A 19,498-nucleotide genomic window follows, 5' to 3' on the forward strand; every position below is an offset into this window, starting at 1 on the left:
CCACCCTATCAAAGGGGTGTTGCCGCTCCCGCTCGCATGTCCTGACAGCACCTGTACGTTCCCGGACGGTTTCCTGGGCGGAACCCGGATTGCCGGGCGGTCCTCCGGCGAGGCCGCCCTCCGCGACGGGCACCGCGGGCCTAGCATGACTGCCATGGACGCCACGCCCCCCGGCCCTCCCGCCCCCGTCCCCTCCCTCCCGGCGACGGCGTTCGTGCCGCGCCGCTCGCACGTGTGGGCCTGGAGCCTGTGGGACGCCGGATCCGCCGCCTTCAACGCCGTGATGACCACGTTCGTGTTCACCGTCTATCTCACGAGCGACCCCTTCGGCGGGGAGGACCGCGCCTCGGAGGTGCTGGGCTACGGGATCGGGGCCGCCGGCGTGGTGGTGGCCCTGCTGGCCCCCGTGGTGGGCCAGCGCAGCGACGGCGCGGGGCGGCGCAAGCTGTGGCTCGGGATCAACACGATGCTCACGGCGCTGCTCACGGCCCTGTGCTTCCTGGTCCTCCCCGACCAGCCGTACCTCTACCTCGGGGTGGGCCTGCTGGCGCTGGCCAACGTCTTCGACGAGTTCGCGGTGGTCAACTACAACGCGATGCTGCCGGGGATCGCGGGCCGCGAGCACATCGGGCGGGTGAGCGGCCAGGGCTGGGCCATGGGCTACTTCGGCGGGATCGTGGCCCTGACGATCGTGCTGTTCGGGTTCATCACCCCGGGCCTGCTCGGCATCCCCGAGGAGGACGCCCTCAACGTGCGGGCCGTGGCCCTGTTCTCGGGGCTGTGGATCGCGCTGTTCTCGATCCCCGTCCTGCTGGTGGTGCCCGAGATCCGCCCCACCCGCCGGGGACCGCGCCCGTCCGTGGCCCGCTCCTACCGCCAGCTGTGGCAGACCCTGCGGGAGCTGTACCGTGACGCCCCGCAGACGCTGTGGTTCCTGCTCTCCTCCGCCGTGTTCCGGGACGGGCTCAACGCGGTGTTCACCTTCGGCGGCGTCATCGCGGCCGGCACGTTCGGCTTCACCCTGAGCGAGGTCATCGTCTTCGCGATCGTCGGCAACGTGGCGGCCGGGGCGGGCGCCCTCGTGGGCGGGCGGCTCGACGACCGGGTGGGGCCCAAGCGCGTCATCGTGGCGTCGCTCGTCGGCATCCTGCTGGCCGGGACCCCGCTGCTGTTCCTCGAGGGCACGGCGGCGTTCTGGGTCTGCGGGCTGCTGCTGTGCCTGTTCGTGGGCCCCGCGCAGTCCGCCTCCCGCACGTTCCTCGGCCGGCTCACGCGGACCGGAGAGGAGGGCGCCCTGTTCGGCCTCTACGCCACCACGGGCCGGGCCGTGAGCTTCCTGGCGCCCACCCTGTTCGCGGTGTTCGTCTCCGTGCTCGGCGCGCAGCGCTGGGGGATCCTCGGGATCCTCCTGGTGGTCGGCGCCGGCCTGCTCCTGCTGCTGCGCGCGCGCGACCCGAAGACCGCGGCGTCCCCCCACCACGGCGTCGCCGCTTCGTGAGCCGACCGGTTCGTGGGCCCGCCGGTTCACGGGCCGCGGGGCGCCGGCACACCGCCGGGCGCGGCCGGGCCGTGCGGGGTCAGATGCGGGTGCGGGAGAACCCGAGGTGGCTGCGCGAGGCCGTGGGTCCGCGCTGCCCCTGGTACCGGTTGCCGTAGGCGCCGGAGCCGTACGGGTGCTCCGTGGGCGAGGACAGCCGGAAGAAGCACAGCTGGCCCACCTTGGAGCCCGGCCACAGCTTGATCGGCAGCGTGGCCATGTTGGACAGCTCGAGCGTGACGTGCCCCGAGAAGCCCGGGTCGATGAACCCCGCCGTGGAGTGGGTCAGCAGGCCCAGGCGCCCCAGCGAGGACTTCCCCTCGAGACGGGCGGCGATGTCGTCCGGGAGGGTCACCTTCTCGTAGGTGGAGCCGAGCACGAACTCCCCCGGGTGCAGCACGAAGGCCTCCTCGGGGTCGACCTCCACGAGCCGGGTGAGCTCCGGCTGCTCCACGGACGGGTCGATGTGCGCGTACTTGTGGTTGTCGAAGAGCCGGAACCAGCGGTCCAGCCGCACGTCGATGCTGGCGGGCTGGATCAGGGCGGGATCGTAGGGCTCGAGGACGACCCGGCCGCCGTCGAGCTCCCGGCGGATGTCGCGGTCAGAGATCAGCACGGTCTCCAAGGTATCGCACGGCCGGGCGCCGGACCGCGCTGCGCCGCCGCCCCGCGCCCACCCCCGTCCCGGCGGGTGGTGTAGAGTGTGTGCTGTCCTCGTCCGGTGCTCGCGCCGGACGGACCACGGATGCGCGGCTGTAGCTCAATGGTAGAGCGCACGCTTCCCAAGCCTGATACGCGGGTTCGATTCCCGTCAGCCGCTCTCGCACCGAACGCCCCGAGCCCACCCGGCCGGGGCGTTCGTCGTCTCCCGGGACCGCGCGGTAGGATGTCCCCGCGCCCCGTTCCCCGCATCCGCACCGGGGCGACCGCCCGGGTCCTGCGCCCGTCACCCGCACCCCGCTCACGAGGAGCACATCTCCCGTCATGTTGCGCACCATGTTCAAGGCCAAGATCCACCGTGCCGTCGTGACCCAGGCCGACCTCCACTACGTCGGCTCGGTCACCGTCGACCAGGACCTCCTCGACGCCGCCGACATCCTCCCCGGCGAGCTCGTCTCCATCGTGGACGTCACCAACGGCGCGCGGCTGGAGACCTACACGATCGCCGGCGAGCGCGGCTCCGGCGTCGTCGGGATCAACGGGGCCGCCGCCCACCTCGTGCACCCCGGGGACCTCGTCATCCTCATCAGCTACGCACAGATGGACGACGCCGAGGCGCGCGCCCACGTGCCGTCCGTGGTCCACGTGGACGCGGACAACCGGATCGTCGACCTCGGGTCGGATCCCGCCGAGGCCCTGCTCGACGGCGTCGCCCGCCCGCCCCACTCCCGGACGCTGAGCGCCGCCCGCGCCGACCTGCCCGCCGCGTGACCCGCCCCGGCCCGACCGCGGACGGGCCGGTGATGGGATAGAACTGTAGGGGCCCGCGGACGCGGACCCGCAGCAGCGCGAGGGAGGGTCCCGTGACCGGAGTGTTCTCGGGGTTCTTCATCGTCTGGGCCGTCATCCTGACCGGCTACGCCGTGGGCCGGCGGGGCGTGCTGGGCCCCCAGGGGCAGCTCGTGCTGAGCAAGTTCGCCTTCTACGTGGCCAGCCCGCCGCTGCTGTTCCTCACCATCTCCGAGGCGGACATCGCCCAGATCCTCTCCGCGCCGCTGCTGGTGGCCGCCGTGTCCGCCGTGGCCACGACCCTCGTCTACGCCGGGATCGCCCGGTGGGTGCTGCGCCGGGACGCGGCCACCACCGTGATGGGAGCCCAGGCCGCCTCCCAGGTGAACTCGGCCAACCTCGGCATCCCGATCGCCGTCTTCGTGCTCGGGGACGCGTCCCAGGTGGTCCCCGTCATCCTGTTCCAGCTGGCGCTCAACACCCCTGTCTACCTGACCGTCATGGACACCCTCACCGACGGCCGCCGCCCCAGCCTCGGCAGCGTCCTGGGCAACGTGGTCACCAACCCGATGATCGTGGGCTCCGGGCTGGGCATCCTCTTCGCCGTCACCGGGTGGCGGCTGCCGGAGGTGGTGCACGAGCCCGTGGAGCTGGTGGCGGGGGCCTCCATCCCGGCGATGCTGATGGCCTTCGGCATCTCCCTGGTGGGCGCCTCCCCGCTGCGGCGGGGTGCCGGGCCGCGCCGGGACGTGGTGCTGGCCAGCACGCTCAAGCTGCTGCTCCACCCGGCGCTGGCGTTCCTGTTCGCCCGGTTCGTGCTGGGCCTGGACGGCCACCTCCTCTACGCCGTGGTGGTGATGGCGGCGCTGCCGACCGCCCAGAACATCTACGTGGCGGCCGTGCGCTACGGCCGGGCGGAGCAGCTGTGCCGGGACACCGTGCTCGTCACCACGGTGGTCGCCATGCTGACCATGGCGGTCGTGGCCCTGCTGCTCTCCTGAGCCGCCCCGCCGCGCCCCCGAACCTCCCGGCGCGGAGCCGCACCCGGCGCCGTTCCGGGCGGGAACAGCCGGGCGCACCGGGACACGCCCGGACCCACGGCGGCACACCGATGCAAACCGTCAGGTTACTGGCCTGTGAGGTAGCGCACTCATAGACTGAAGGCTCCGTGCAGGGGTGGTCGACCGGCAGCACCCGCCGCCGACCGTCCCGCCGACCGGGTCCCACAGGATCCCCTCGACGCCCCTCGCGGACCGCCACATCGCCGAAGGGGAGGAACGACCGTTGACCACCACCTCACACCCCCACAGAGCACCGGGCAGGCGGCGGCTCAGCGCCGCCGCGGCCCTCGGTGCCGTGGGTGCCCTGCTCATGACGGGGTGCGGTGACGCCGACGCCGGCGCCACCCCCACCCTGACCTGGTACATCAACCCCGACGCCGGCGGTCAGGCGGAGCTCGCGCAGCAGTGCTCCGAGGAGTCCGGAGGCCGGTACAACATCGAGACCTCGCTGCTCCCGCGCGACGCCGCGTCGCAGCGCGAGCAGCTCGCCCGGCGCCTGGCCGCCGGGGACAGCTCGATGGACATCATGAGCCTGGACCCGCCCTTCATCCCCGAACTGGCCGAGCCGGGCTTCCTGTCCCCCGTGCCGGGGGACGTGGAGGAGGCCACGACCCAGGACGTCCTGGCGGGGCCCCTCGAGGGCGCGAAGTGGAAGGACGAGCTGGTCTCGGTGCCGTTCTGGGCCAACACCCAGCTGCTGTGGTACCGGGAGTCCGTGGCGGAGGCCGCCGGTCTGAACATGGACGAGCCGGTGACCTGGGACCAGATCATGGACGCCGCGCGGGAGCAGGACAAGTACCTCGGGGTGCAGGGCACGTCGGCCGAGTCGATGACCGTGTGGGTGAACGCCCTCGTGGCGTCCGCGGGAGGCTCGATCGTGGAGAACCCGGAGGCCCCCTCCGACGAGATCTCGATCGGCCTGGACTCCGACGCCGGCCGGAAGGCGGCCGAGATCGTCGGGACCATCGGCCAGGACGGGCTCGGCGGCCCCGGCCTGCCGACCGCCGACGAGAACGCCTCGATGATCCAGTTCCAGTCCGACGACGGCTCCTTCATGGTCAACTGGCCCTTCATCTACGCGGCGACCGCCGCCGCCGTGGAGGGCGGGACGGTCGACCGGTCCGTGTACGAGGACATCGGCTGGGCCCTGTGGCCGCGGGTGGACCCGGACGAGCCCTCCGCTCCTCCGCTGGGCGGGATCAACATCGGCGTGGGCGCCACGTCCGAGCACCAGGAGCTGGCGTGGGAGGCGGTCGAGTGCATCGTCCAGCCCGAGAACCAGGCCTACTACTTCGTGAGCAACGGCAACCCGGCGGCGTCCGAGGCCGCCTACGAGGACCCGGAGGTCCGGGAGGCCTACCCGATGTACGCCACGATCCGCGAGTCCCTGGACAACGCGGCCCCGCGCCCGCAGACGCCGTTCTACAACGAGGTCTCCACCGCCATCCAGCAGGAGTGGACCCCGCCGGCGTCCGTCACCGAGGACACGCCCCGGCTCACCGCCGAGTTCATCGAGTCCGTCCTGAGAGGAGAGCGGCTGCTATGAGCACCGTCGTCAACCCCAACGCCCCCGGCACCGGGCCCCGGGAGGTCTCCCCGGCCCCCGTGACCGGCCGCCGCAGCGCGAAGCCGCTGATGTCCGACCGGGCCCGGTCGGAGCGCAAGCTCGGCTGGATGCTCGCCGGTCCGGCGTTCATCGTGATGCTGCTGGTCACGATGTACCCGATCCTGCAGGCGCTGTGGGACTCCTTCTTCTCGTTCCGGCTCACCGCCCCCGGGGAGAAGGAGTTCGTCTTCCTCGGCAACTACGCCACGGTCCTCACCGACGGGGTGTTCTGGCGGGACCTGTGGATCACGGTGCTCATCACGATCGTCACCGTGGTCGTGGAGCTCGTCCTCGGCTTCGCCCTGGCGCTCGTGATGAACAACGCGATCCGCAACACCAAGGGGCTGCTGCGCACCGCGATCCTGGTCCCCTACGGCATCATCACCGTGGTCTCCGCGTTCGCCTGGTTCTACGCGTTCGACATCACGACCGGCTACATCAACAACTGGTTCTCCTGGGTCCCGGGCATCGGCCCGGACTTCAACTGGTTCGCGTCCCAGTGGCCGGCCCTGTTCGTGATCATGGCCTCCGAGATCTGGAAGACCACGCCGTTCATCTCGCTCCTGCTGCTCGCCGGCCTGGCCCAGGTGCCGAGCGAGTACACCGAGGCGGCGCGGGTCGACGGCGCCACGTGGTGGCAGCGGATGTCCCGGGTGGTCCTGCCCAACATGAAGGCCGCGATCATGGTGGCCGTGGTGTTCCGCGCCCTGGACGCGTTCCGCATCTTCGACAACATCTTCATCATGACCCAGGGGCAGTACGGCACGGAGACCCTGTCCCTGCTCGCCTACCGCACCTCCATCGGCCGACTGGAGATCGGGCTCGGCTCCGCGATCTCCGTGATCCTGTTCGTCTGCGTGCTGCTGATCGCCTTCGTCGCCATCAAGGTGTTCAAGGTCGACCTCGCCGGCGCCGGGAAGGGAAGGTAACCCATGACCACCAAGCAGAAGGTCGGATGGGGCGTCGTCACGGTCCTGGTCCTCATTTACGCCCTGTTCCCCGTCGCCTCGATCCTCATGACGTCCTTCAAGACGCCCGCGGACCTGACCTCCGGGAAGTTCCTGCCCACGCAGTGGGTCGGGGAGAACTACTCCTCGATCTTCGTGGGGCAGGCCCGCGAACTGTTCGTGCCCTCCCTGATCAACTCGATCGGCATCTGTCTGATCGCCACGGCCGTGGCCGTGGTGCTCGCCACGCTCTGCGCCTACGCCATCGCCCGGCTGGACTTCCCGGGCAAGAAGATGATCCTGACGGTCGCCCTGGCGGTGTCCATGTTCCCCGTGGTCTCGATCGTGACCCCGCTGTTCAACCTGTGGCGCCAGATCGGGCTGTACGACACCTGGCCCGGCCTGATCATCCCCTACCTCTCGCTCACCCTGCCGATCTCCATCTGGACGCTGACCGCGTTCTTCCAGCAGATCCCGTGGGACCTCGAGCGGGCGGCCCAGGTGGACGGCGCCACCACGTGGCAGGCGTTCCGCAAGGTCATCGTGCCGCTGGCCCTGCCCGGCGTCTTCACCACGGCGATCATCGCGTTCTTCATCGCGTGGAACGACTTCGTCTACGGCATCGGCCTCACCTCCACCGAGGCGGCCCGGCCCGTCCCGGCGGCGCTCGCGTTCTTCACCGGCGCCTCGCAGTTCGAGGACCCGGCGGGCGCGATCTCCGCGGCGGCCATCGTCGTCACCATCCCGGTGGTGCTGCTGGTGCTGCTGTTCCAGCGCCAGATCGTCTCCGGCCTCACCCAGGGCGCGGTCAAGGGCTGAGCCCGCGCCGCCTCCCGCATCTTCCGAACCGAACGAAGGACTGAGTCCCAGATGGCATCCATCACCCTCAACCACCTCGTCAAGAAGTACGGCGACGGCTTCCCGGCCGTCAACGACGTGTCGATCGACATCGCCGACGGCGAGTTCCTCATCCTCGTGGGGCCCTCCGGCTGCGGCAAGTCCACGCTGCTGCGGATGATCGTGGGCCTCGAGGACATCACCTCCGGGGACCTCCTGATCAACGGCCAGCGGGTCAACGAGAAGGAGCCCCGCGAGCGCAACCTGTCCATGGTGTTCCAGAACTACGCGCTCTACCCGCACCTGACCGTGTACGAGAACATCGCGTTCCCGCTGCGGCTGTCCAAGGGCAAGTTCTCCGACGAGGAGATCGACCGCAAGGTGCGCACGGCGTCCTCGACCCTGGACCTCGACGACCACCTCGAGCGCAAGCCGGCCAACCTCTCCGGCGGCCAGCGCCAGCGCGTGGCGATGGGCCGGGCGATCGTGCGGGACGCCGACGCGTTCCTGTTCGACGAGCCCCTGTCCAACCTGGACGCGAAGCTGCGCGGCCAGATGCGCACCGAGATCGCCCAGCTCCAGCGCCGGATGGGCATCACCTCGGTCTACGTGACCCACGACCAGACGGAGGCCATGACCCTCGGCGACCGCGTGGCGGTGCTCAAGAAGGGCATCCTGCAGCAGATCGCCTCGCCCCGTGAGCTCTACGAGCAGCCGGCGAACCTGTTCGTGGCGGGGTTCATCGGCTCCCCGTCGATGAACTTCCTCCCGGCGCACGTGAAGGGCAGCGTGTTCGACACCCCGCTGGGCGAGATCCCGGTCCCCGAGAAGGCCGCCGGGAAGCTGCCCGCGGACGGGTCGATCGTGCTGCTCGGCCTGCGCCCCGAGCACTTCAACGACGCCAAGTTCGTGGACGAGGCGATCGCCTCCCGGGGCACCGTCTTCGACACCGAGTTCACCCACACCGAGTGGATGGGCAACGAGCAGTACGGCTACATCAACTACCGCCAGGACGACTCGGTCAAGGCGAAGCTCGACGAGCTGGCGCAGGAGCTGGACGGGGACGAGATGCACCCGCAGATCGTCGTCTCCCTCGACGCCACCTCCCGCATCCGCGGGGGGACGAAGGGCAGGATCTGGGTCGACACCCGCCGGATGCACGTCTTCGACCCCGAGACCGGGGCGAACCTGACCCGGGACGAGGAGGCCGGCGCCGAGCTGACCCGCGAGGCCGTCGAGGAGCGCAAGGCCGAGATCGAGCGGGCCCGCCAGGAGCTGGCCGCCGCCGGCTGAGCACAGGGCGCTCCGCCCGGTGCCCGAGGAGCCCGCCGCCCGCTGCCGGGGCGGCGGGCTCCCGCGCGTCCGGGGCGCGCCAGGTGCACGGGAGCCCAGGGGCGCGGCAGGTGCCGGCGAGCCCGGGAACTCAGCCGGTGCCCGGCAGGCCGAGCGAGAACCACCCCACGAGGGCGAGGACGGCGAGCAGACCCGCGGAGGACGCGGCCGAGCGCAGCCGCGGGTGCCGGAGCCCCCAGGGCACGAGCCGGGGCCAGCGGGCCGCGGCCTCCCGTGCCGTCGCGCGCTCGAGATGGGTGCGGGGCGCCCCCAGCGCCACGGCGACGTCCTCGAGGGCGCGGGCGTCCCACACCGCGCCGTCGAGGCCCAGGACCCGGCGGCCCGAGCGGCCCGCCGCCCACAGGTGGGGACGGGCGGCCGAGCGCTGGGCGCCGGCCGCCCGGTGCAGGGCCCCGATCGTGACGACGTGCTCCACCTCCGTGAGCGGCGTCGCGGCGAAGCCCACGGTGCGGGAGCGCAGGACGTGGCTGTCCGTGCGGACGACCAGCACGGGACGCAGCCGGAGCCAGCACGCGGCGGCGGCGGCGAGCACGAGCACGAGCACCACCACCGCCACGCCGGGGGCCGGCCGCCGCGCCCAGAGGAACAGCACGAGCACCACGACCACCAGCAGCGGGCCCAGGCAGGAGAGCAGGCGGCGGCCGTAGGAGCCCAGCCGGGGACGCAGCACGGCGCGGACGGGTCCGTACTTCTCGGGGACCTGGCGGACGGAGTCGGCCATGGGGAGTCAGCTCCAGACGGGGGACGATCGGGCGGGGGAAGGGGTGCGGCACGTAGCGTACCCGTCCTGGGGCGGACCGCGCCCCGGACGGGCCCCGCCCGGCCCGGTGCACGCGCAGGCCGGGGGGCGATCGGCTAGCGTGATCGGATGGAGTCCAACGTCCGCGTGCTGAAAGCCCTCGGGGCCTGGCTGTTCCTCGTGCTGCTCGGGGTGGCGGCCGCCGCCGTCACCATCGCCCTGGTGAACAAGTACATGTACGGTCCGGAGACGGACGTGCGGGCCTACCTCGAGGACCTGCGGGACGGGGACGGCGGCGAGGCCCTGGGGCTGCTCAACGCCCGCGTCCCTGAGGCCAACGCGGCGATGCTGGACGGCGACCCGCTCGAGGCCGCGGCCGAGGACCTCGAGGACCTGGAGGTCTCCACCGTCTCGGAGGACGGCGAGCGGGCCGTGGTCCGCGCGGACTACACCCTCGACGGCCAGCCGCACAGCTCCGAGTTCGCCCTCCACCCCGTGGACACCCAGTGGGGCTTCTTCACGGTGTGGGCGTTCGACGAGACCCCCCTGCCCACGGTGACGGTCAGTCTGCCGGGGGCCACCTCGGTCGACATGAACGGCATGTCCGTGGCCCTGCCGGAGTCCTCCGCGGAGTTCTCCGCCTTCTTCCCGGGCGTCTACACGGCCTCCTACACGTCCGAGCTCGTGGCGGCCGACCCGGTGCGCACCGTGCTGACCGACCCGGGCCAGCAGGCGGAGATCGTCCTGGAGGCCCGGCCGACCGAGGCCCTCGAGCAGGAGGTGGACCGGCAGCTGAAGGAGCACCTGGACGGCTGCGCCGGGCAGGGCAGCCTCTTCCCGTCCGGCTGCCCGTTCTCCTTCGAGTTCGACGGCCGGGTCTCGGGGGACGTGGAGTGGACGATCGAGTCCTATCCGGACCCGGAGATCGTCGTGGGGGCCGAGGGCGGCCGGGGCTGGGCCCTGGAGCCCGCGCAGGGCACCGCGCGGATCGCCTTCGACTCCCTCGACCTGTTCACCGGGGACGTCGAACGGCTCGAGCGCACCGTGCCGTTCGAGGTCGCCGCCGACCTCGACATCGACGGCTCGACGGTGCGGGTCGACCCGCGCGGCTGAGCCCGCTCAGTTGACGCCGCGCAGGTCCAGGACCAGCTCGCTCTCCCCGTCGGCGTCCAGCACGAAGGGGATGCCCCAGTCCTGCTGGTAGAGGTGGCAGGCCGCGTGGTCGGGGATCTCCCCTCCCGGCTCGCCGTCGCACGCCGCGGCGCGCGCGGTGATGTGCAGCACGCCCTCGGTGACGCCGTCCGCCAGCACGAGCTGCCGGCGCAGGCCCTGGGCCGTGCCGGCGCCCTCGGCCAGCGCCTCCTCGGGGGAGGACGAGATCCTCAGCTGCGTCGGGTCCCCCCACCGGTCGTCGAGCTTCTGCCCGGTCGGCGCCGCGAAGCGCACCTCGACCGCGAGCGCGCCCGCGGCGAGCCTGGTGCGGGCCCGCTGGGTCCGCGACGCCCCCTCGTCGACGCGCTGGGCGGCGGCGGGGATCGGCACGCGCACCAGGCGGTGGGCGTTGGCCTCGACGACGACGAGCAGCGGCTCCTCCCCCGAGACGTCCAGCAGCACGTCGGAGGGCTCGGCCAGGCCGCGGGCCAGCGTGGCCACCTGCCGGGTCCGGGGGTCGTAGTGGCGCACGGCGCCGTTGTAGGTGTCCGCCACGGCCACCGAGCCGTCGGGCAGCTGGGCCACGCCGAGGCAGTTTTTCGAAGCCGTTTTGGTGGTGAGGCGNATGTCCGCGGCGAAAAGCGCTTCGAAAACCCCGCCGGCGTCGCCGTCGCGGAAGCCGAAGTCGAACAGCCCCTCGCCCACGGCGGTCTCGACCGCGACGGCCCCGTCGTCGTCGAACCGGAGCACGCGCAGGGCGGAGGTCTCCGAGTCGGCGATCCACACGTTGCCCTCGTGGTCCTCCGCGAGCCCCGAGGACTGCGCGAACCACGCCTCGGCGCCGGACCCGTCCTTGAGCCCCTCGTCCCCCGTGCCCGCGAGCACGGCGAGCCGGCCGGTCCGGGGGTCGAACGAGAACAGCTGGTGGGTGCCCGCCATGGCCACCACGAGCCGGTCGGCCCGCGCGGACCACACGACGTCCCACGGGGAGGACAGCGCGACCTCCAGCGGGTCGGCCTCGGGGTCGATGTGGTTCGGCTCCGCCCCCCGCGCGCGCTCCTCGTCGAGCAGCCGCTGCACCCCGCTGCCGGCCACCGTGCGCACCTGCCCCGTGGCGAGGTCCACGCCCCGGAGCCGGTGGTTGACGGAGTCCGCCACGACCACGTCGTAGCCGGCGGCCGCGCGCACCTCCTCGGGCAGCAGCGTGAGCCCCTGGGGCTCGGTGAAGCGCGCGGTCCCCGGGTCGCCGTCCGCGTGACCCTTGCCCGCGCCGATCACCCGCCGGACGGTCTCGAGGTCGTTGTCGAGCTGGACCAGGCGGTGGTGGCCCGTGTCGGAGACCAGGAACGAGCCGTCCGGCAGCGGCAGCACCTTGCCCGGGAAGCGGAGGTCCCCCTCGGGCGCCGGCCGGGGCACGTACGGCCCGTCGCCGCGGTGCAGGGTGCCCCGGGCCTCGTGCTCGGCCACGAGCTCCTCCACGAGGGTGACGAGGCCCTGCACGTGGCCCTCCCCCGAGAGGTGCGCCACGATGTAGCCCTCCGGGTCCACCACCACGAGCGTGGGCCACGCGCGGGCCGTGTAGGCGTCCCAGGTGGTCAGCTCGGGGTCGTCGAGCACGGGGTGGTGGACCTCGTAGCGGTCCACGGCGGCCGCGAGCGCGTCCGGGTCGGCCTCGTGCTCGAACTTCGGGGAGTGCACGCCCACCGTGACGAGGACGTCGGAGAAGCGCTCCTCGAGGGGGCGCAGCTCGTCGAGCACGTGCAGGCAGTTGATGCAGCAGAAGGACCAGAAGTCCAGGACCACGACCTTGCCGCGCAGCGCGGCGAGGTCGAGGTCCCTGCCGCCGGTGTTGAGCCAGGCACGGCCCTGCAGCTCGGAGGCGCGGACGCGGGAGGTGAGGCGCATGGAGGGGGATCCTTTCGGGGCGGAGCAGGACGGGGTGGACCAGGGCGGGACGGGCGGCGGGACGGGCGGGACGGTGCTCAGGGCCGGGCGGCGCGGTCGTCGCGCTCGGCGAGCCCGGCCATCATCTCGTTGTAGGCCTTGAGCTCGGCGTCGTCCGTGCGATCGGCCTTGCGGTCCGCACGGCGGTTCTCCTTGGTGCCCTCGATCGCCCACATGATCGCGACGACGACGGCGACGACGACGGTGGGGAACTCGCCGATCCCCCACATGAGGGCCCCGCCGAGCTGCTGGTCCTCGATCGCGGTGCGGCCCCAGTCCCGGCCGGTGTTGCCGAACCAGGAGGCCTGCAGCAGGGTGTCGGAGCCCATGAGGGCGACCCCCACGAAGGCGTGGTAGACCATCGTGGCCAGCAGCAGGACCAGGCGCATCATGTGGCCGGGGCGGTACGGGACGGGGTCCGTGCCGATCAGCACCAGCATGAACAGGTACCCGGTGATCAGGAAGTGCACGACCATGAACACGTGGCCCACGTGGTAGTGCAGGGTGAAGTGGAACAGCGGGGTGAAGTAGAAGACCACGATGGAGCCGGCGAAGTTCACGGCCGCGAAGATCGGGTGCGTCACGACCCTGCCGAACCCGGAGTGCACGAGCCGCAGGATCCACTCGCGGGGCCCGCGGGTGCCGTCCGGGCGGGACTCCAGGGCCTTGAGCAGCAGGGTGACCGGCGCGCCCAGGACCAGGAAGATCGGCACGACCATGGTCAGTGCCATGTGCTCGACCATGTGCGCCGAGAACAGGACCCGGCCGTAGACGGCGAACCCGCCCGAGGTGATGAAGAACAGCACCCCGACCCCGGTGAGCCACGAGAGGGTGCGCAGCACGGACCAGGAGTCCCGGCGCCGGCGCACGCGCACGAACGCCCACAGGTAGACGGCCGCGAGGAACACGCAGACCGCGAGCCACAGCCAGTCGACGCGCCACGTGGTGAACCACGAGGCCGCGGTGGGCTCGGGCGGCAGCTCGTACCAGGTGAGGATCAGCGCCGGGGAGGCGTCCGGGGCGATCTCCTCGGGCACCGGCGGGGCGGTCCGGGACAGGGCCACGGCGACGCCCATGACGGCGCCCATCACCAGCAGCTCCCCGAGCACGAGCTGCCACACGGCGCGGCGGGCCGTGAGCCGGCCGGCCTCGAGCGCGGGCACCAGCCACCGGCGGTGCGCGAGGCCCGCCAGGCCCAGGCCCAGCGTGAGGACGAACTTGACCAGCACGAGCCACCCGTAGCCGCTGAGGAGCTGCTCCCAGGAGCCGATGCGCACGGCCGCGTTGACCGTCCCGGAGAGCAGGACGAGGAGGAAGGCGCCGAGGGCGACCGCGGAGAAGCGGCGCAGGACCACGGCCGCGATCGGCACCCGCCGCCGCGGGCCGGCGGACGGACGGCCCCGGGCGGCGCCCTCGGGGAGCGTGCCGGTGCCGGCGTCCGGGGCGCTCAGCTGCGGGGAGAGCCAGGCGAGCACCACGAGCCCTCCCGTCCACAGCCCCGCGCCCAGCAGGTGCAGGCCCAGGGAGTTGACGGCGCCCATGTGGTCGTTGCCGCCGGCGGAGTGCCCGTTGAGGGCCATGGCGACGAGGGCCGCGCAGGACAGGGCCAGGGTGAGCAGCAGCCCGAGCAGCGCCCGGATGCCGAAGACCAGGGTGGTCACGACGGCGGCCACCACGACGATCGCCGCCTGGGCCTGTCCGGTGGGGATGTCCGTGGTGTAGTGCAGCAGCTGCTGGGTGTAGGTCCCGTCCCCGCCCACGGGCACGCCCGCGACGTCGGAGTAGGACAGGACGAGCACGGCCACGGCGGCCACGGTCCAGACCACGGCCGCGGCCTCGGCGAGGCGCAGGGTGCGGCGGAACAGCGGGTGCTCGGGGGCCGCGGCGCGGTCCCGGGTGCCCCGGCGGCGCCCGTCGACGGTGGTCGGCACGACGCCCACCGCGAACAGCAGGGCCCCCATGACCACCACCAGCGCGCCGTTGTGCACGAGCTCCGCGGCGGGCAGCCCCCAGCGGACCAGCGCCCCGGGGTCGGCGGCGAGCCGGGCCGCGCCGGAGCCGGTCCACAGCATCGCCGCGATGAGCGCCGCGAGGGCCACGAGGGGCACGGCCGCGAGCCACCAGGGGTCGATCCCCCGGTCGCCCGGCCGGGCGGCGGTGCCGTGGTCGGCGCGCTCGGCCGTCCTCGAACTCATGGTCAGTCTCCTTCATCCGCCCCACGACGACGGGGCGGCCCGTCTCCATTGTCCCTCCCCGAGCGCACCGGCCCGTGCGCGTGTGCCGGATCCCACACGGGCGGTCCTCAGTCCTCGAAGAGCACGTCCCCCACGAACCCTCCCTCCGCGCAGCCCGGGGGCACGGCGAAGACCGCGGACCCGACCGGGGTGGTCCAGGCGTTGAGCATGTCGAGCTCGTCGAGCCGGCGCTGGATCGGGACGAACTGGCGGTCGACGTCCGCGCAGTACGCCGCGAAGACCATCCCCGCGTCGCTGACCCCTCCGGTGGTCGCGCCCCGGCCCCGGGTGCCCGAGGCACCCGCCACGGGCAGGTCGTAGTTGTAGACCCGCCGGTGGATCCGCTCGAGGGGGTCCTCCGAGCGGGAGCGGCGCACGTGGGCGTAGTCCGCGATGACGGGGAAGCCCAGCGGCCCCCGCGCGGCGAGGTCCGGCTCGTCGTGCTCGGCACCGCCCGTCAGCGGGGCGCCGTCGCGCAGGCGCCGCCCGACGGCGTCCTCCCGCGCCGGCGTGTCCGCCTCGTCCCAGGTGTCCAGGTTCATGGCGATCCGGCGGACGACCAGGGCCGTGCCGTCCGGGACCCACGGCGCGAAGCCGTCCCGGCCGTGGACCACCCGCTCGTACTCCTCGCTGCCGCCCCGGGGGTTGACGGTGCCGTCCACCTGACCGAAGAGGTTGCGCATGCTCTGCCCGTCCGGGACGGAGCCCACGGTGTGCCGGAAGCCGTCCTGCACCCAGCGCACGGCGGCGAAGGAGCGGGCGGCCTTGAGCAGCACCCGCTGGGCGTGCGAGACCGCGAGGCGGTCGTCGGCGCAGATCTGCAGCAGCAGGTCGCCGTCGCTCCACCGCTCCTCGAGCCGGTCGATCGAGAACGGGGGCAGGGGCCGCAGCCAGGCCGGCACCCGGTCCGGGGCGACCAGTCCGAGCAGCCGCCGCCCGAAGCCGAGGGTGACCGTGAGCCGCGCGGGGTGCTCGGCGAGCCACGGCTCCTGGTCGGCGACCGGCGCCCGGCCCTGGGTCAGGGCGGCGGCGTCCTCGGAGAGCACCCGCAGCAGGCGCCGCACCGCGTCCCGGGTGGTGTCCCGGTTCAGGTCCAGCGCCACGAAGGCGGCGAACGCCTGCGGCGCGGTCGCCACCCCGGCCTGCCGGGGGCCGTGGAAGGGCTCGACGGCCTGCCCGTGCCCCTGCGGTGCCGCCCGGGCGGTGTCCTGCGGGGCCGCGGCGGGGGCCCCGGCGCGGCGGGCCGACTCCAGGCCCAGGGCGGAGGCGGCGCCGACGCCGGCGGCGCCGCCCGCCACGAGCAGGCGCCGCCGGTCCAGGCCGCGGGCCTCACCCACGGCAGCCCGGCAGGTCCGCCGCCGGCGCGGCCCCGGCGGGCGACCCCGTCCCGCTCGCGTGGCCCCCGCCGGCGTGCCCCCCGCCGTCGCCCGCGTGGTCGTCCTCGCCGGCGTCCTCGCCTGCGTCCTCGTCCTCGCCGTGGCCCGGGGCGTACTCCTCCTGGGCGCCCGCGTAGTCGCGGACGGCCGCCGTGACCGTCTGCTGGGTCCCGCCCTCGAAGCGCAGGACGAGCTCGAGGTCGTCCCCGGCACGGAGCCCGCAGCGCAGGTCCAGGAGCATGAGGTGGTCCGCCCCGGGCTCGAGGGCGTAGGACTCCCCCGGCGCGATGCCGACCGGGTCCTGCATCCGCTGCATGACCGTGCTGCCGGTCTCGGGGTCGAGCACGGTCTCGTGCAGCTCGACCGCCCCGGCGACGCCCTCGGCGGACGCGCCGGTGAGCACGACCGGGGCGTCGCCCTCGTTGACGAGGGTGCCGAAGACCCCGGTCATGCCTCCGGCGGGGCCCGCCTTCGCCCAGGGCTGCTCCACGGTGAGCGGTTCGTGCGCGGCGGCGCCCCCGGCGTCGTGCGGGGAGGGAACGCCGGAGGCGGAGGTGGACGCGGCGGACGGTGCCGGCTCCTGGGCGGAGGACGCGCAGCCCGTGAGCGCGAGGGCGCCGAGGGCGAGGACGGTGCCGGTGCGCAGCAGCGCGGCGGGCAGTGAGGTGGGCAGGGAGGTGGGCATGGGTGCTCCTGGGAGTCGATGACGAGGGTGCGCGGGGCGGGCACGCGCGGGAGGGTGCACGGCGGCAGCCCCCGGGGCGCGGCGGCAGCCCCCGGGGGCGCGGCGGCGCCCGGCGGGCTGCGGCCGGGAGGTGCGGACGGTGCGGAAGCGGGGCGGACCCCGGGAGCTCAGCCCTTGCGGCGCCGGCTCGAGACGAGGCTCACCACGCCGAGCACGGCGAGGGCCACGGCCCCGCCCGCGACCGCGACGAGCCAGAGCGGGACGTCCCCGGACGAGGCGCGGTCCGCGGCGTCCTGGGCGCTCGCGGCGGCGTCCTCGACCGCGGCGCTCGGGTCCGCCGAGGGCTCGCCGCCGGAGCCGACGTCGTAGCTGAACGTCCCCTCGATGGGGTGCCCGTCGCCGGAGACCACGCGCCAGACCACGCGGTAGGTCTCGTCCTCCGCGCCGGCCGCGGCCAGGGGCTGGACGACCGTGTTCCCCTCCGGCTCGAGCGAGCCCTCCGTCACGGAGCGTCCCTCGGAGTCGGTGACCAGGATCTGGTGGCCGATGTCCATGATCTCGCCGGAGAAGGTGAGCTCGAGCTCCTCCGGCGCGGTGGTCAGGACGGAGTCGGGCTCCGGCGTGACGGCGGTCAGCTCGTCGTGCGCGGCTGCGGGCAGCAGGGGCAGGAGGGTGAGGGCTCCCGCTGCCAGCAGGGCGGCGGTGCGGCGGGTGGTGGACGTGGGCATGGGGTCTCCTCGGAGGGCCGGGCGGCGGTGGGCGGGGCCGCCGGGCCGGGAGGGCCGGCGGCGGGCACGGGCCGTCGGACGTCCTGCCGAGGTCGGTGGCCCGGGCGGCGCCCCGCGGCCGTCCGGCTCAGCCGGCGGGCAGCGTGGCGGGTCCCGGGAGGAGGACCGGCAGCAGGGGTCGACGGCGGGCGCGCGGCGGCCCGCGGTGGGAGCGCACGGGACGCAGGAGCGTCTGGTCGGTCAGCACGTGCGGGCGCCCGGCCCGCACGGCACGCGGGCGGCCGACGACCACGGGGGCCGGCAGGACCTGCCGCCGGCGGCGCACGCGCAGCCGCAGCGCCTCCAGGAGGACCACGGCCGCGACCTCGCCGTGGCGCATGAGCACGTAGGAGGCCAGTGCGGCGAGCACGTGGGAGACGAGCATGGCGGTCCCGCCGTGCTCGGCGTGGGACTGGACGTCCAGCACGAGGACGGGGCCGGGAGCACCACCGGCGGCGCCGTGCTGGGCGGCGTGGTGCAGGGAGGGGTGGGCGGCGTGGGCGACCGTGCCGGCGCCGCCGGAGGCCGCGAACAGGGCGTGCAGGACGGACTGGCTGAGCAGCACGCCCAGCAGCAGGGACGACCGCGAGAGCACCCGGCCGGCCAGGGCCATGCACAGCGGCCCGGACAGGGCCAGCGAGAGGAGCACGAGCACGACGGGCGGGGCCTGCCCGCCGGCGGCCGCGTGGGAGAGGGCGGCGGCGGAGGTGGCGATGGCCGCTCCGGCCCAGCCGCGGGCGAGGCGCCGTGCACGTGGGCTCACGCCGCACCTCCCGTCTGGTCGCCGGCCGCTCGGCCCGGTGGTCCCATTATGCGCGCCGCCCCCGGCGCCGGACCAATTGCGGTGCCGGGGGCCGCGCTGCCGGTCGTGTCCGCGGCGCGGGGCCCGGGCACGCCGAAGGGGCGGCCCCGGTGCGGGGCCGCCCCTTCGGACGAAGCCATGGGACGGGGTCCGGAACGGACCCGCGGGTGTCCTTACTTCTTGGACACGGCCGCCTTGAGCTTGGAACCAGCGGTCAGCTTGACGCCGTGGCCGGCCGGGATCTCGATGGTCTCGCCGGTCTGCGGGTTGCGACCGGTGCGGGCGGCACGGTCGGTGCGCTCGACGGCCAGCCAGCCCGGGATGGTGATCTTCTCACCGGCGGAGACGGACTCCTCGAAGACCTGGAACATCGCGTCCAGGACGCCGTTCACGGCGGCGTTGGTGGTGCCGGCCTTCTCGGCGACCTCTGCGACGAGTTCACTGCGGTTCTTAGCCATGTTCATGTCCTCCTGGACTTGGGGTCGTGGGGAAGCGCGGCACGGGGGACCGATCGCGCTCCTGCGTCAGAAATTACCAGCTGGACTTGGTGATGCCGGGCAGTTCGCCGCGGTGAGCCATGTCGCGGAACCGGACGCGGGAGATGCCGAACTTCTGGAGGGTGCCGCGGGGGCGGCCGTCGATCTGGTCCCGGTTGCGCAGCCGGACCGGGGAGGCGTCCCGGGGCAGCTTCTGCAGGCCCAGGCGGGCCTCCTCGCGGGCCTCGTCGGTGGCGTTCTCGTCGACGAGGGTCTTCTTGAGCTCGGCACGCTTCGCGGCGTAGCGCTCGACGACGACCTTGCGCTGCTCGTTCTTGGCGATCTTGGACTTCTTGGCCATGGATTCAGCGCTCCTCGCGGAAATCGACGTGCTTGCGGACGACCGGGTCGTACTTCTTGAGCACCATGCGGTCCGGGTCGTTGCGGCGGTTCTTGCGGGTCACGTAGGTGAAACCGGTGCCGGCGGTGGACTTCAGCTTGATGATGGGACGAACGTCCTTGTCCTTGGCCAT

The 19,498-nt window shown here is 73.5% G+C and carries 19 protein-coding genes and 1 tRNA gene; 9 read left to right on the top strand and 11 right to left on the bottom strand.

The window, feature by feature from the left end; translation table 11 throughout:
* Positions 1-154: 154 nt before the first annotated feature.
* Complete coding sequence (locus H488_RS23760) at positions 155-1,498, top strand: MFS transporter (RefSeq protein WP_017832624.1); 1,344 nt, start codon at positions 155-157, stop codon at positions 1,496-1,498.
* A gap of 79 nt (positions 1,499-1,577) precedes the next feature.
* On the opposite strand, the gene dcd is transcribed toward H488_RS23760, so the two are convergent.
* Complete coding sequence (dcd, locus tag H488_RS23765) at positions 1,578-2,153, bottom strand: dCTP deaminase (protein ID WP_017832625.1); 576 nt, start codon at positions 2,151-2,153, stop codon at positions 1,578-1,580.
* A 133-nt stretch (positions 2,154-2,286) separates the two neighbouring features.
* Here dcd and H488_RS23770 point away from each other — a divergent pair.
* The 7 genes from H488_RS23770 (at position 2,287) to H488_RS23800 (ending at position 8,730) form a co-directional block, all read left to right on the top strand.
* Positions 2,287-2,357: transfer RNA gene (locus H488_RS23770), tRNA-Gly, on the top strand.
* A 164-nt stretch (positions 2,358-2,521) separates the two neighbouring features.
* A complete protein-coding gene (gene panD, locus H488_RS23775) occupies positions 2,522-2,968 on the top strand; it encodes an aspartate 1-decarboxylase (protein ID WP_017832626.1) in 447 nt (148 codons plus the stop codon).
* A 92-nt stretch (positions 2,969-3,060) separates the two neighbouring features.
* Complete coding sequence (locus H488_RS23780) at positions 3,061-3,987, top strand: AEC family transporter (protein WP_017832627.1); 927 nt, start codon at positions 3,061-3,063, stop codon at positions 3,985-3,987.
* Positions 3,988-4,270: 283 nt separating this feature from the next.
* Complete coding sequence (locus H488_RS23785) at positions 4,271-5,593, top strand: extracellular solute-binding protein (protein ID WP_017832628.1); 1,323 nt, start codon at positions 4,271-4,273, stop codon at positions 5,591-5,593.
* Positions 5,590-6,582: a carbohydrate ABC transporter permease gene (locus H488_RS23790; RefSeq protein WP_017832629.1), complete on the top strand. Its 993-nt coding sequence runs from the start codon at positions 5,590-5,592 to the stop codon at positions 6,580-6,582. The genes H488_RS23785 and H488_RS23790 overlap by 4 nt, the downstream gene beginning before the upstream one ends.
* A 3-nt stretch (positions 6,583-6,585) precedes the next feature.
* A complete protein-coding gene (locus H488_RS23795; protein WP_017832630.1) occupies positions 6,586-7,419 on the top strand; it encodes a carbohydrate ABC transporter permease in 834 nt (277 codons plus the stop codon).
* Between the two features lie 51 nt (positions 7,420-7,470).
* The gene (locus H488_RS23800) at positions 7,471-8,730 is read left to right on the top strand and encodes an ABC transporter ATP-binding protein (RefSeq protein WP_017832631.1); all 1,260 of its coding nucleotides are present in this window, start codon (positions 7,471-7,473) and stop codon (positions 8,728-8,730) included.
* Between the two features lie 130 nt (positions 8,731-8,860).
* Here the strand turns inward: H488_RS23800 and H488_RS23805 are convergent, their stop codons facing one another.
* On the bottom strand, positions 8,861-9,511 hold the full coding sequence (locus H488_RS23805) for a hypothetical protein (protein WP_017832632.1): 651 nt from the start codon (positions 9,509-9,511) through the stop codon (positions 8,861-8,863).
* A gap of 147 nt (positions 9,512-9,658) precedes the next feature.
* On the opposite strand from H488_RS23805, the gene H488_RS23810 reads away from it, so the two are divergent.
* Positions 9,659-10,642 carry a hypothetical protein gene (locus tag H488_RS23810; protein ID WP_017832633.1) on the top strand — a complete coding sequence of 328 codons (984 nt, stop codon included), beginning with the start codon at positions 9,659-9,661 and terminating at the stop codon, positions 10,640-10,642.
* 6 nt (positions 10,643-10,648) lie between these two features.
* On the opposite strand, the gene H488_RS23815 is transcribed toward H488_RS23810, so the two are convergent.
* From H488_RS23815 to rpmG, 9 genes are all read right to left on the bottom strand, one after another.
* Complete coding sequence (locus H488_RS23815; RefSeq protein WP_017832634.1) at positions 10,649-12,586, bottom strand: NHL domain-containing thioredoxin family protein; 1,938 nt, start codon at positions 12,584-12,586, stop codon at positions 10,649-10,651.
* 77 nt (positions 12,587-12,663) lie between these two features.
* Entirely contained in the window at positions 12,664-14,820 is a 2,157-nt protein-coding gene (locus H488_RS23820) for a cytochrome c oxidase assembly protein (RefSeq protein WP_017832635.1), read from the bottom strand.
* 107 nt (positions 14,821-14,927) lie between these two features.
* A complete protein-coding gene (locus tag H488_RS23825) occupies positions 14,928-16,196 on the bottom strand; it encodes a Dyp-type peroxidase (RefSeq protein WP_017832636.1) in 1,269 nt (422 codons plus the stop codon).
* Complete coding sequence (locus H488_RS23830; protein ID WP_017832637.1) at positions 16,189-16,920, bottom strand: copper chaperone PCu(A)C; 732 nt, start codon at positions 16,918-16,920, stop codon at positions 16,189-16,191. The genes H488_RS23825 and H488_RS23830 overlap by 8 nt, the downstream gene beginning before the upstream one ends.
* A 167-nt stretch (positions 16,921-17,087) precedes the next feature.
* Entirely contained in the window at positions 17,088-17,648 is a 561-nt protein-coding gene (locus H488_RS23835; protein WP_017832638.1) for a copper resistance CopC family protein, read from the bottom strand.
* Between the two features lie 127 nt (positions 17,649-17,775).
* The gene (locus H488_RS23840) at positions 17,776-18,450 is read right to left on the bottom strand and encodes a hypothetical protein (RefSeq protein ID WP_017832639.1); all 675 of its coding nucleotides are present in this window, start codon (positions 18,448-18,450) and stop codon (positions 17,776-17,778) included.
* A gap of 212 nt (positions 18,451-18,662) precedes the next feature.
* Positions 18,663-18,947, bottom strand: a complete 285-nt coding sequence (locus H488_RS23845; RefSeq protein WP_031282576.1) for an HU family DNA-binding protein — start codon at positions 18,945-18,947, stop codon at positions 18,663-18,665.
* Between the two features lie 73 nt (positions 18,948-19,020).
* Positions 19,021-19,326, bottom strand: a complete 306-nt coding sequence (gene rpsN / locus H488_RS23850) for a 30S ribosomal protein S14 (protein ID WP_017832641.1) — start codon at positions 19,324-19,326, stop codon at positions 19,021-19,023.
* A gap of 4 nt (positions 19,327-19,330) precedes the next feature.
* Positions 19,331-19,498 (bottom strand): 50S ribosomal protein L33, encoded by a 168-nt coding sequence (rpmG, locus tag H488_RS23855; protein ID WP_017832642.1) that lies wholly within the window; start codon positions 19,496-19,498, stop codon positions 19,331-19,333.

It is taken from the genome of Kocuria sp. UCD-OTCP (genome assembly GCF_000349605.1).
Taxonomy (GTDB): Bacteria; Actinomycetota; Actinomycetes; order Actinomycetales; family Micrococcaceae; genus Kocuria; species Kocuria rosea.